We start from the raw sequence: 13,334 nt of genomic DNA on the forward strand, positions 1-13,334 counted from the left end.
ATTGGGAGATCGAGCATCGGTAGTGCTGATTATTCTGCAATCAATTGACCGATCCGTAAAGGTGTCGCGCAGATCAAATGGTTTACAAGATACAATAACAATCGACCCTTCATTCTTCAACCAAATCATCCTACGGGTTATTAGTTGGCGATGGACAATCGAACCCGTGGCAGGCTGGCAGGGAGAAGCAACCCCACTGGCTGGTGACCGACAAATTCCAGTGTGCTGGTTCAGCTTATTTTACTCCCAATTCTTTATCGGCCAGCTCAGTTGAGCATACCATTTTAAGCCCACGTCTCGAATATGGCGGAAGGGGCTTTCCATGGTGAGGGAAAAACTTATCCTGGATCAGTCGAACCCGTTTCGCAAAGCCATTCGATCTGAGGGGATTGGGGGAAGAATCAGACTAGAGAAACCTAGGGTCGGACTTATTCTGTGTTTGTGCCAAGGTCCAATTCAATAATGGACACCGTAGCTATCAGGGATATTCAGAGGAAAATTTATCTCCTTAAATCAGGTTGTGACATCTTAGTTACTAAATTTTTTTAATTTCCCTTTTTGACAATAGGGTCATATTTACTATCCTTTTCCAAAACATGCACTCCGAGTAATCATCAAAGGTTCTATCAAGATTCTGAAAGCCCTTTGGATCATTACAAAATGAATATTGGTTACCCCAACCTTTTACTATATTATTTGCTGCAGTCAATGTATCGATTAAAGTTAATTTTTATTTACCAAATGCTTCGGTTGATGCATAGCTTGCTTACTTTTCGTAAGAATATCCTTCCTTTCAGATGCAATTAGATGAGGGAAGTCAGGTTCATTGTGGCACTTGCCGGACTGATGCTCACACACGGCAAATGCGTGAGTTTTAATTCTGAGGTTGAATCTTCCATCCTGACCCCACCCCGCCAGCAAATCCCACGGACTCGATTGCTGTCCCATTCATTAGCCAAACGGCAACCGTCCCATTGTCATGCTGCCAGACTACATCGTCTTTCTCGCCAGCATTTCCATCAGACACCTGAACAATGTGCCACGCTAACGGCACTCCGCCCAGAGAGCCAACTGAACCAATGGTGCCGCCATTCATGAACCAGACGGCCACCGCTCCATTGACGGTATTGCGCCAAACGATGTCTGTTGTCCCATACCCATCCAAATCCCCGAAACCGGCCATTTCCCAACCCGTGGGGGCACCCCCAGGAAATCCCATTGAGACGATGGTGGTGCCATCCATTAGCCAAACGGCAACTTGTCCCGTGCTCGAATTATGCCAGATCACATCTCCCTTCCCATTGGCATCCACATCTCCGACACCCTTCAACTGCCACCTTGCCCAGTCTCCCGCAACTGGTTTTAATACGCGCGAATTGGAAATGGCATGACCATTCATTAACCAGATGCCTACCTGACCGGTATTCGTATTCACCCAAATCAGATCCGCTTTCGTATCACCATTGAGATCTCCGACAGCCTTCAATTTCCATTCAGGTGATACCGAACCAGGAAAACCTACAGACACAGGCGATACCGTTTCCATAAACCAAACAGCCACAGTTTGGGAATTCTGATTTTGCCATACCACATCCGCTTGGCCATCCCCATTCACATCTCCAATGCCCATAATTTTCCATGGCGCTGGGACCTTCCCTGGGTATCCAAAACCATTAACCGCGCTGCCATTCATCTCCCAGATGACCACGGTCCCAGTCACTATGTTCTGCCAAAGAAGGTCCGCTTTGCTATCTCTATCAAAATCATGAGGATTGTTGAAGGGAAGGCCAAGGGGGTAGGGAATAGCCGCCCTGCTGCGGTTTAAAGAAGCGGTGGCGGTGAAACGACAGCCATTTCCCCCAATGGGTCCCTCAAACCGGGTGAACGTGAGATGATTCCCGGACAGGGTGCCCGTCAAATTAACCGCTCCGCTTCCACCCGCAGCATTATCGCTGACTCGTTTGAGTTCAAAAGACCCTCTGCCTGCAAATACGCCATCCGGATTCACGGAATTCCGAAGCAACAGGTTAACCACAAAGGCCCCCTCCACCAGATCTAATTGGAAAGCCCCCTCACTCGTAAAAGCTGCTCCCTCCTGGGTTTGCATAACTAAGATAATTGGAATGGTAGCAGATTTCGATTTATTGTTCGCAGGATTGGCACAGTTAGACAGAGTTCGGGTGAGCAAACCGGTCCAGATCCCTCGCGAATCGGGGACTTGGACTAAAGAAACATCATTATAGGTGATGGTGACTTGGGCATTCGTGCTGAGGGCACCATCGTCTGCCGTGAGCCGTAAGACATATGTGCCCGAGAGACTGAAGCTGGCTGTGGTATCCACGGCCGCAGCATTGCCAAACGTCACAGTTCCCGGCCCGCTCACTTTGATCCACGTGGTAGTCACTGTTCCACCTGGCAGCCCGTCATCGGTCACGGTCCCATCTAAAGGGGCCGTATTATGAAATAAGCCAATGGTTTGATTGGGCCCGGCATCCACCATAGGAGCCTGATTGGAAGGATCAAGGTGAGCGATCTGGGCTTCCGTTATCTCTACTGAACTAAGCACACTGCTAACGATGGTGAGACCACACAAAATGTGTACAACGGTTCTGTTCATTATTGTTGCCTTTCCCTTTCTCTGGAAAAACAATTTTCACCGTCTTCTGACCAAGGAATCGTATCGTTACTGTACTTTATTCCACTTAATTGGCAACTCCTACAAAAGGAGGGTGGAGACCCACTGTCTTTGGGGGGAAACGAATGTGGGTAGGATGGTGAGTGACTCCGACCCTCCACAAACGTCATTGGTTTAATTTTTACGAGCGGTATTTCACTGCCGGCAATTGAGAAGTTTGAACAACATTACGGGAGAGGAATGGTGTTGGAAGAAGGTCGCGAAAAGCCAATTGAGAAGAGGACTTGTCTGGTAAAAGCTGGTTTTGATTGGGTTATGGCTTCTCTTTAGTCTGCTAATTGTTCAAGAGCGAGAGCCAAACCCAAATGAAGCTTCCAACAGGAAGTTGAAACAGTGATGTCCCAAAGACTTTCGGCTTGGCTGTAATCCACCTGCCCAACCCTGCGAACTTTTGCTCCTATACCGATCCCTCCTTGTCCGGAAACGGGTGGGGAGGTATTTACTGGGCCATACCCTTTTTAAATAGGAAAGAGTAAAATCCCCCAAACACTATTGAGAAAAGAGATCACGGCATGTGGGCGGTCTATCTCAAGGTTGTCACATATATCATTTTATTCATCATAGGTTGACGTATTCATGGAGGTGAATGGCCATGGCTGACGCGCAAATCCTTAATGGTGTCAATGTCGCAGCGGTGAACGAGCTGGTAAAAAACGTGGAGAGTGATGCCAAACTGGGTGAATGCAGGTTTCACATCAAAAACACCTGGAGTACGTGTGGACAAAATCAATCGAAGGTCTCAAGCTTTTATGCGGCAAAGCAGGAAATTCCCCACGACGATCCATTCACCCTGAATGCTGATGAACCCGCCATTTTGGCCGGGCATGATACCGGTGCGAATCCCGTTGAGCACCTGTTACATGCGTTGGCGGGATGCCTGACGACCACCTTGGTGTATCATGCTGCCGTCCGGGGCATTAAAATTGAGGAATTGGAATCGGAACTCGAGGGTGACCTGGATATCAGGGGATTCCTAGGCCTCTCGAATAAGGTCAGGAGCGGGTTCGAGAATATTCGCGTCAACTTTAAGGTCAAAACCGATGCGGAGAACATTGAGAAGCTCAAGGCGTTGAGTAAACTCTCACCGGTGTTTGATATGACCTCTCATGGCACCAATGTTCAGGTGAATATCGAGAGAAAGTAAACCGTCGAAAGAGAAACATATGGAAGGAATTGACAGGAAACGAATTCGGCTGATCCAGGATGGCAAGAACTGATCTCCTTCCCGATTGATTAGCAGACTCAAAAATCCGGAGGTGCGCCAGCCGAATAGAATTACGCATTCGGCTGGCGCAAAAGCTAGGCGAGGCCCTCTTACCTCTGGGTAGAGGGCTGAGAGAAAATGGAAATCTTATCCGGCGTCTGTCCCTGAGTGCTGCGGGCTTCCAGTGCCACTGGCGCGGTCAAATTGGCGCTTCCTTCTAACAGAATATCAGCCACAAGCGCCCCAGGGATAGAATAGGCGCGTTGCGGTTGCTGCTGCGCTATCGTTATTTCCCTGGTCACGTCGCCGCTTGCATGTGTGCCTGTGATCGCGGATTTCATCTTTGCAATTCGGTCGGACAGATCAACCCGTGTTGCTGTTTGTAATTTATCTCGTAATTGTTGGTCGATGATCTTCCAATACCCCACCTTGATATCTTCCAACATAGTTTTCGATTCGCTGGCCATCTGAAGGTCAGACATCGTCATCACAGACCCCTCGCCTTCCAGCTGCGGCGTTCCCCAATAATAGATCGTGCCATTAAGATCTCCTGTGGTGTTGATGGTGAACAGTGCCTTCCCCCCGGAGTCTGACGCCGTGGCTTTGTTGATGACCATGTCGACGTTGGGGTCTTTTACGGGTTGGTGCACCAGCCTCTCCTGCAGCTCTCGATTTACCTCGGAATATGGCACGCTCACGGAGGCTAAGACTTTATACGGCTTCCCCTCAAGGAGGGCGGCGCCGGAGGTGATTTTCATGACTTCGGCGGTTGGCTTGGCGCACGAATTTTCAAAAGTCGCCGTCGGGGTTTCGTTGACGACGATAGGAATAGTCGTCCGCTGCACGGTACCCTTCAGGGTTCCGATGGCCATTTCTGTGGGTTTCCCATAGATGCAGGCCTGGGTGTTGAACTTCACCACATTTACGGCCACCGGCGCTTGTAACTTCGTCCAGACCTGTTCCAAAGGAACCAGGTACCCGCTTTCTTCCACGGCCCGTGTCATGTTCTCGACGAGCATGGGGGTATTCAGGAGCTCCGCCAGTTGATCCTTGACTGGAATATTGAACATGTTGCACTTACTCTCGCTCTCAGGTTTGAGATCGATGTCTATTTGAGGGCTTTTGAGGCGCAGGACGAGCGCATTACCTTCTTGTTCCAACTCAAGTTTCCCGGTGGTATGGAGGATGGGAAAGACGGGATCTAAACGACAGCCGCGGGAGGCGGTGTTGGCCTCAATATCCCCTCTGTAGGTGGAATGGATAGTCACCAAGCCATCCTGAATGGTGACTTGGGGCTCTGCTTCTCTGACGAAATCCCACCTGTAATCATTCTGTAACGGATGAAAGGCTTCGCTGAAGTGTTCCGGCATGGACGCCTGCAATGTCTGCTCCAGGGGGGTCAGATCAAGGACAAGCGTAACGGGAAGCGCTGAGTCAGGAAGTTGAATCTCGGGCACCTCAATCGCGTCGGGGGTCGGTGGGGTAAATTGCTGTGGCGGAACCGGTTTGGCCGTGTATGGCGGTATCGTATGGCTACACGCGACCGCGACCAACAGAAAGGGTAGTAATGCAATGCATCTTTTCCAGGTCCTCATGGTGTACTCCTTGGGTATCACAACCCGTTAACATAGTAATAAGTAAATTTCTGACAAAAACTTGGATGTCCACTGGCCTACCAGCAAATGGTCTTGGGTATCGGGCATTCTCTCCTTTGTGTTGTACTGTGTTTCACTGAAATTTGAACTGACCTGCCTATCCGACATCTGCCTATTTCTTCAATCTTTAAATATCAAGTTCAATAAAGAAAGGCGATGGATAAAAGACATGCAGGTGGGGAAGGAAATATTCAACTCAATGGAGAATATGGAGGAGGCCGCTCATACCGGGTTTGGGATGCAACGAACAGTTGAGTATCCACTAAGGCACGATTGAAATACCAAGGGTGAGAGGGCGCTGATGGGAAAACGACGGATTTATTTTTTTATTGAAAAGGGACAAACACCTCCCTTCTGTGAGAGAGAAAAAGTGGCAGGAATTTTTCATTGAACAGCTGACCCTGCCCCTATCACCTCAACTCAGACGGGCTTTTTCTCTGCTGTACCGTCGCCTGCCTACATTTGGGCGCACCTGATAGAATCTGGAAATTAAACGCATGATGCTGTGTCGATCTGGAGTATCTGCCTCGAAGTATTCTTAGAAATGCCCAACAAGATTAGGAAAGTCAGGCCAATTATTGGATGAGAGAACCTGGAGGAATAATGGATCATACAAAATACAGGGTTCTACGCCCCACAGCGCTCAGCATTCTGAACCGATGAATCCTGATGAGTTCCTTAAACGTTTGAGGATGGCAAGAAAACGATGTGGGAAACACCCTCCACAGAATTGTCATGCTGAGCAGCGCGAAGCATCTGGCTGAGTCATGGCCTGGTTGGGTTAGGCTCAGATCCTTCGTTTCTCAGGATGAAAAGCAGAGGCACACAGCCAGATCCTTCGGAATGGATTCGTCAGATATTGACGGTGTTCTGAGGCAGGATTACGCAATGGCCCAAGGGCGGCGGAATGTCGTCGAGCCAGGTTCGCCCTTTAACGAGAGGCATGACCGACAGGATCTTCTGAGGCCATCGTCCGCAGACGGTCACAGGTCCCGGTATCACCTGCCTGGCTCATGATGTCGCGAATCTGCCGTGGCGAAAAACGTGAGGCCGCGGCTTGGATATGTTGATACCAGTTCAAGACGGGTTCATCTTCATTGGTCACCGCCTGTTCGTACACAAACCGGCATAGGGCGAGGAACGCGGCGTAATCGCGAGATAGCCACGACGACGCCAATTCCGGCAATCGCGCATTTTTGGTATTTCCCCACGACCAGGCGCGCGGGAATCCGTACTGGAGAGGTGAGACCGCTCCACTGCTTTCAATGACCAACGGGGCGATGATGTCGGCCACGGTCTGCTCGCCACACACCTCCGCTTCCCGCACAAAGACGCGAGTCGGATGCTCGAGCAATGCGGGGATCGTGGCGAGATCGATCTGAACATCGATGACATCTTTGTATTGTTCCCGGATCCGAACGGCTTCGACCACGGCTGCCGCATTTTCCTCTGCATCGGGCAAGGAACCGTCAAGCGTATACACGGCGCGGCCGACGGGTTCGAGCGGATGGAGTTGCAACAATTTGGCGCCTTGTTCAACCGCAAATTCTGCGACCCACTCCAACTCGTGAACGTTGTGAAACGTGAGGGTAAAGATAAACCCGAATCGAATGCCGGATGCCCGCAAGCCCTCAAGTTTGGCGCACATGTCATCGAATGCGCGGGGAGAATTTCGCATGATGTTATGCGATTCGGCCACGCCATCAAGGCTGATTGCGATGAGATCGCAATCAGCCTGTAAGATGTCCAGATGGCGTTGATCGAGCAACATGCCGTTCGTGGTGACCGTGGTGGCCAATCCCGCCTCATGCGATACGCGAAGCAGTTCCCCTAGCGCCGAATACAACAGAGGTTCCCCGCCCGACACCGACATGACCACGTACCCGAGCGTGGCTGCATCAACCACAACTGTCCGCAGCGTATCGATATCCACTTGCTCGGAGACGTCCGGCCCGGAATCCGAATAACAATGCAGACACTGCAGGTTACAGCGTCTGCCGGGGTGGACTTGCAATGCGGGATATTTACCAGCCGGTCCCTGCATGAATCATCTATCCTCGTCCGAGTGTGAAATTCACCTGGACGACCTCAGGCCGTGGTGGTTGGCCATGAATGAGGATGTTCAGATCGCGCAACTCTTTCAACTTTGTCAACGTGGCGACATGAGACCTGAAGTTACCGATGTTCGCCTGGACGGTGCCGAAAATCACATCGGGCCCCGGTTGGCCAACTTCATGCCAATCAATGATTTTCACACCCCTTAATTTTTTCTTAATCGTTCCCGCTGCCTGACTTAATTTTGCAGAACCACGTCCTGCCAACTTTACCTTTGAAGACACGCGCTTCCTTGGAACAGCCATCAGATACCTCCTTGTGTTGGTTGGTTCATGCCCAAAACATTGAAATGAACAATAGCAGTTTTGAAACCTTACAACTTTTTAATTTAAACGGCAAGAATATCAGTGAATCAAAATATCGATCACACACATTCACATACGCGGTGCACAGCTGCATGTATATTCTTTGGGACGTGATGAATGGAAAAATGTTGCCGGCATTTCGATCACAAAAAACATTCGTATCTCATGAAGGACAAGAACAATCTACAAGCCCTCGCCCTCGGCTTACGGCAAAGTCAGGCCCGCATCAGTCGGGCATGCCGCCGGAATCTCCAGGGTGGAACACACGCAGCGCATCTACATCAAAGACGCTCAGCACAATTCCGCTAGAGAAAATGCCGATCAGCGTGATTGTTTTCTAGAGTTAAGAAGAAAGGAGTAGAGATCAGTGGGAATTTACGGGGATAAGAGGCAGGAGTTCTCAGCGTATTCAAAGGACTTCTCAAATTCATGTCTTGCCTGTCGATAGCCTTCTTCGGCTTCAATCAATTCCTTCGTTCGTGCCGGGGCCTTCCAGGAGGCCTGGTTGCAAGCAACAGCTCGTCCCACGCTAAAGATTCCACCTCGTGCACACACCGCTAAGTCTGCATAGGCTAAGCGCTCCCGGCTCCTGGCTGATTGTAATGTCCGTTGATAGGCACTGAGATTCTTTCGAGCCTTGATCACTTTTTCCATTGCGAGGCCACAGGAAGGAGAATACGGTTCGCTGCCGGCAGGACACGTCCAAGCGAGGAAAAGCAGAAGAGGGAGACCGATACCATACAAGGATTTGACCATCACAGATTGACTCCGGATAGAACGTTCACGACCCTCGCGTGGGGTTAGGGCTCACGCAGACAGATCTGCCTGGCCTGTTGAAATAATTCTTCAAACGTTTTTCTCTCCTGCCGGTATTGGTCTATGGCCGCCAACGCGATCGTGTCGGGTTTCGGGCTGTGCCATTGCGACTGAGAACAAAAGACGGATGTATCCCCACCACCCCGGCTCCCGGCAACACAAGCCTCCGCTTCACCATATGCGCCGGATTGGTGGGCTCTTAACATTTCCATGGTCCGACGAAATGGAAGGAGCGTTTTCCGGGCTGTTTCAACCCTTTCTAATACAATCTCACAGGATGGCGAATAGGGTTCGGCGAACGTTGGCGTAGCAAACACGATCGCAAGGCTGAGGATGGCAAGAGAAGAAAAAGGTTTCATCTTCAGTTCTGGTTAAGGACAACTGGAAGAAGCCTTATATTATCACTCCTTTGGCATTGAAGGACAATACCTGAGCAGAGCTGAATGAGCGGTATATGCAGACGTCCCAACACTATTCATCTCACGGCCCTCGTCTCATCTTGAGGTTTTTGGATTTTTACTTTCAAAAATCTTCGACAAACCCGACCTCCCCCTTTCTCTCACCGGATATCATGTAATTGTAAACGGTAAAAGGCCCTTGCAGGGCAATACCCGTTGTCCTTATTAGTTAAACATAGAACAAGGAGGAGGTCATGGAACTCTTCGGGATACTTTCTATTATTTTGGGGATTATTGGCATGATCGTGATGCTGAAGGGGAAGCGTCCTCAGGACCCTTCTTCCACCGATCCGGTCAAGATGTCGTAGGTTAAGTTGATGCCTTGCGAAGGTTGTAGGTTTTGAAGCTCTCCCTCGTCGGCATCACCAACATGGTTGTGATCAAACACCTGGATATTTAAGACCTACCAGCGTAGAAGAGAACCAGGAGAAAGGAGTGATCAATGAGCACATTTATACTGGGATTGACTGTAAGCCTTGGCATCACGGCCGGTTATGTGTACCTCACGGCAATCGTGATGGGGGGCAGTGGCTGGATGTGAACATCTCGCCAGGTCCTTCCGCTGAACATGGCCAGCCCATTCCCCGAAACCACCGGGTGACCGCACGCATTTTACATGCCTTCATCCAGAAACAATAAGAATCAGTTAACACCCCCGATCGTGTTAGGGACGGTTCACGTCAATTCAGGTGGAGCAAAAGGCACAAAATTATCCGGGTATCGAGGAATGTGTGAGGCCGCATCAGCTTAAGGGCAAGTCACGATATGCCTCGGCACCTTCCTCACCCCCTGATTTCCAAGACCCGCGATCGTCCTGAATCATTCCATAGCTATCGCTTGGAATTATGTACTCAAGCCGGGGCTGAAAGCATCTAAGCTTTCACGACCAGCGCCGGATAGCGAGCCTGCACGGTGTACCAGTTCCATTGCCCGCCCGCCGTCTGCGTGATGGCTCCCCAGACCTGTGCCGATGGCGGCACGTTCCTGAGCACCAGCGACACCGTCGTCTGGCCGCTGAGCGTCCGCGACCCGCTGTTCGCCACCGTGCCGCCTCCGGCGTACCCGGATAGGTCGAACGTCGATGACTGTCCAATGACCTCAATCGAGAACACCATGACGTAAGTCGAGACGGCTGTAATCCCGTAGGCTTTCGGCTCAAAGTGCACGGACACGGCGGGATCCCGATTGGGCGACTCCCGACGATCGAATCCGGCATACGGCGTGGTCGCATCCACCTGAACGATGGTCGGCCTGATGAGAGTCAAATTGGTGCGTCCACGCCCGATGGTCTTGGCCGGGCTCAATGTCTCTATTGGAAAAACAAAAAAGCCGACATTGCGCCAGCCGGTGACCGGTTGGAACAACTCCTTGAGATCCTTCAATGGCAGGTCTGATGGAAATTTGGCGGGATTCACCTTGCGTTTGTTGAATGGTTCAGGCTCGGTCGGTTTCGCAGGTCTCTTGGATGGTTTTTTCGTGGCCATGATGACTCTCTTTGTGGTGGGTGAAGTCCGTTCGCCTCCCATGTCCTGACCGGGAGATTGCGCTACTCTACTCTTTCCATCTTAAAAATCAACTACCCTGGCAACGAGAGCAATCGAGTGTGAGTTGCCCACGAACAGTTTAAGAAGCAGGGGTGACGAATCTTGTATGGCTTACTATTGGTGCAGAGGCTCTGAACTTGTCCATACGGGAGGGCGGTCAGTCAACGGGAGGGTCTGAGTAGGTTAAGGATTTCTTGTAGCATCGCGTCCGGGTTTTCCATGCAATCATGCCCCGCGCGAGGAATGTCTTTGATAGACACGAAGGTATTCCCTGCCTCTTGTGCAAACCGTTGTAATGCTTCGGCTTCCCACGCCTCGATGAGAGGATCATTTTCTCCCCGAATCAGCAGCATGGGCAATGTGACTCGGCTTATCTGTTTGTATGCCATGGCAGAATGCGCCTCCGGTCCCATCATGTGCCACCACGTTTTATAGGTAAAAATTTCATCGTGCAATGGGCTCCGGCTTGGACCTCGGGCTTGGTAGATCACCACCATTTCGTCATGATCACTGTGAGAGGGATTCTCGCCTAGAATAGACTTGGCCCGGGCATACAATTCCTCATAGCTAGGAGTACTTTCCCATTTGGCCAATCGCTTTTTCTGTGTATCGGGGATGGCATAATGCGTCCCCTCAAGAATGAGCCCTTTGACATTGGGAACGTGGCGATTCCCGGCCCAGTGCAGGACCATACTGGCACCAAGGCTATAGCCTAAGATGAAAATATGATGAAACCCTTCTTGAGTCAGGAAGTCCACTGCTGCGTCTATATCATGGATCGTCTCATCGAAAATCCCTCTTCCGTTTATCTGCCCGGCGAATGCCAGCCTGGTGTTAATGGAAAACGACGAAATATCCCGCTCCCGGAGCGCCTGAGGAAGAAGGCGAGGAGTTCCTCGTGCCAGAAAGTTCCCAACAGACCATGCACTTCAATGACAATTGGGTTCTTGAGGGTGTTCGTATCAAGATTATCTTCTTTGATGACCAGATGCCCACTCATCAAAAAGCCATCGTGTGTTCGAAGCCGGAACAGTCTTTGGTGAGGGTGGATCATCGGAATCTTTAGTGACTGGATTTTTGAACAGTCCCGTAAAAGGCAACCATTATTCAAATCGTTCCTGAATCCATTTCACTACCTCTTGTCCGAGTTCCTCATGCTTTCCAGAAAGATCATGCCCGGCTTCAAGCTGGAGCATGGTCACATCCGGGTTGCCTGCTGTTTTAGCCACATTTCGCAGTGCGTCACACTCCTGTGGGTCGATCATCTCATCATATCTCCCGTGAACTAACAGGACCGGCACCTTGATACCCCCTATGTGTTGGTAGGCTTTGGGACCATCGGCTTCAGGTCCTGCTAAGGCCCACCAGGTTCTCAACGTATAGATTTCTGAATGCTCCGGTCGGAGTGTTGGACCATGCGCCCGTTTGACGACAATGGTTTCATCATCGGGTCGATCGTGCCCTGAATTTGGATCATACAGTGGTTTGGCCTTTTCATAGACTTCCTGGTAGGAAGGCTGACTGCCGAATCGTGTCCATCGTTTCCGGATCGTGTCGGGTAAAGAATACGCTGTGGCAATGGCAATAATTCCTTGAATGGCAGGAGATGGGAATTGTTGCTGTTGCAGCGCGCCATAGCGAATCGCCATGGCTCCTCCCAACCCATGTCCTGCAAGAATAATTTTCCGAAAGCCCATCTGTCGAAGATAGGTACACGCAGCATGGATTTGAGGCATCGCATCGTCGAAAATACCAAATCCAAAAAATAGGCCCAGGTTGGCCATGATGGTATTGATGGTAATGGAGGAATACCCATACTTCGCCAGGATGTACGGAAGATCATGCTCGGTTTCATCCAGGAGATTCCCTAAGAGTCCATGGAGCCTCAGTAGGACAGGCTTGTTCCGGACATGTTCATCGTGTGTGACAAGATGATAATACAGCCCATCAATTATGTGGTTGTGGAAAGGAATGGAAATGATGGTTCCAGACCAACTATCGACCTTCATGTTGCACCCCTCAATACTGCGATGTCCGTCTGTATTGTTTTTCACGTTACCAAAACCTGAATGCCCTGACCATGACTTTCATCAAAAAAACGAATGGGACTTTTCTGGAAGTCACGGGAACGGATTTTTTGAGGATTGGAGGGTGGGCTTTAACTGACGTTGTGGCATCATTTCCAAACACCACCGGTTTCGCTGACTCGTTTTCCAGCTTCATACCTTCTCTCTGATACCGGCATACCTACGCTCACCATTCGGTATTGTCGCCTTAGCTCGTGCTTGCAAGACCGGGCGGCATGAAATCCAAGCCAATCAGCTACGAACACTATCGCTTTCCTTCAGAAATTCCAGCCACGCCGTGTGGCTCTACCATCGCCTCTGTCTCAACTTGTAGGAAAAACCTGTTTGAGGATGTATTCGCAGAGGCCGGAGTTGAAAGGACCGGGAGGCCGGATGAGAAGGTTGACGATACGGGCTCGATGAAACAGCGTAGGGCACAGGCTGACAAGTGACCCCACTCACACCCGCGTCTGCAA

At 50.5% G+C, this 13,334-nt stretch carries 12 protein-coding genes; 2 read left to right on the forward strand and 10 right to left on the reverse strand.

Features of this window, described 5'->3' with window-relative positions; translation table 11 throughout:
* Positions 1 to 535 precede the first annotated feature (535 nt).
* Both LX98_RS15340 and LX98_RS15345 read right to left on the reverse strand, forming a co-directional pair.
* The gene (locus LX98_RS15340) at positions 536 to 718 is read right to left on the reverse strand and encodes a hypothetical protein (protein WP_496430618.1); all 183 of its coding nucleotides are present in this window, start codon (positions 716 to 718) and stop codon (positions 536 to 538) included.
* A 156-nt stretch (positions 719 to 874) separates the two neighbouring features.
* Positions 875 to 2,617 carry an FG-GAP-like repeat-containing protein gene (locus LX98_RS15345; protein WP_496429735.1) on the reverse strand — a complete coding sequence of 581 codons (1,743 nt, stop codon included), beginning with the start codon at positions 2,615 to 2,617 and terminating at the stop codon, positions 875 to 877.
* Between the two features lie 670 nt (positions 2,618 to 3,287).
* Between LX98_RS15345 and LX98_RS15350 the strand changes: the two genes are divergently transcribed.
* A complete protein-coding gene (locus tag LX98_RS15350) occupies positions 3,288 to 3,839 on the forward strand; it encodes an OsmC family protein (protein ID WP_496429736.1) in 552 nt (183 codons plus the stop codon).
* 170 nt (positions 3,840 to 4,009) lie between these two features.
* Here the strand turns inward: LX98_RS15350 and LX98_RS15355 are convergent, their stop codons facing one another.
* The 7 genes from LX98_RS15355 to LX98_RS15385 form a co-directional block, all read right to left on the reverse strand.
* Positions 4,010 to 5,494, reverse strand: coding sequence for a DUF4403 family protein (locus LX98_RS15355; RefSeq protein WP_496429737.1), 1,485 nt, complete (start codon positions 5,492 to 5,494; stop codon positions 4,010 to 4,012).
* Between the two features lie 991 nt (positions 5,495 to 6,485).
* Complete coding sequence (locus tag LX98_RS15360; protein ID WP_496429738.1) at positions 6,486 to 7,598, reverse strand: radical SAM protein; 1,113 nt, start codon at positions 7,596 to 7,598, stop codon at positions 6,486 to 6,488.
* Between the two features lie 7 nt (positions 7,599 to 7,605).
* Entirely contained in the window at positions 7,606 to 7,914 is a 309-nt protein-coding gene (locus LX98_RS15365; protein WP_496429739.1) for a hypothetical protein, read from the reverse strand.
* Between the two features lie 435 nt (positions 7,915 to 8,349).
* A complete protein-coding gene (locus LX98_RS15370; RefSeq protein ID WP_496429740.1) occupies positions 8,350 to 8,733 on the reverse strand; it encodes a hypothetical protein in 384 nt (127 codons plus the stop codon).
* Positions 8,734 to 8,774: 41 nt separating this feature from the next.
* Positions 8,775 to 9,149 carry a hypothetical protein gene (locus LX98_RS15375; RefSeq protein ID WP_496429741.1) on the reverse strand — a complete coding sequence of 125 codons (375 nt, stop codon included), beginning with the start codon at positions 9,147 to 9,149 and terminating at the stop codon, positions 8,775 to 8,777.
* 971 nt (positions 9,150 to 10,120) lie between these two features.
* Positions 10,121 to 10,774 (reverse strand): hypothetical protein, encoded by a 654-nt coding sequence (locus LX98_RS15380; RefSeq protein ID WP_496429742.1) that lies wholly within the window; start codon positions 10,772 to 10,774, stop codon positions 10,121 to 10,123.
* Between the two features lie 179 nt (positions 10,775 to 10,953).
* Positions 10,954 to 11,697: an alpha/beta fold hydrolase gene (locus LX98_RS15385; protein ID WP_496430619.1), complete on the reverse strand. Its 744-nt coding sequence runs from the start codon at positions 11,695 to 11,697 to the stop codon at positions 10,954 to 10,956.
* Here LX98_RS15385 and LX98_RS15390 point away from each other — a divergent pair.
* On the forward strand, positions 11,691 to 11,858 hold the full coding sequence (locus LX98_RS15390; RefSeq protein ID WP_496429743.1) for a hypothetical protein: 168 nt from the start codon (positions 11,691 to 11,693) through the stop codon (positions 11,856 to 11,858). The two genes, LX98_RS15385 and LX98_RS15390, sit on opposite strands and share 7 nt — an antisense overlap.
* Before the next feature lie 37 nt (positions 11,859 to 11,895).
* Here the strand turns inward: LX98_RS15390 and LX98_RS15395 are convergent, their stop codons facing one another.
* A complete protein-coding gene (locus tag LX98_RS15395) occupies positions 11,896 to 12,801 on the reverse strand; it encodes a serine aminopeptidase domain-containing protein (protein WP_496429744.1) in 906 nt (301 codons plus the stop codon).
* Positions 12,802 to 13,334: the final 533 nt, after the last annotated feature.

It is taken from the genome of Nitrospira marina, assembly GCF_059568365.1.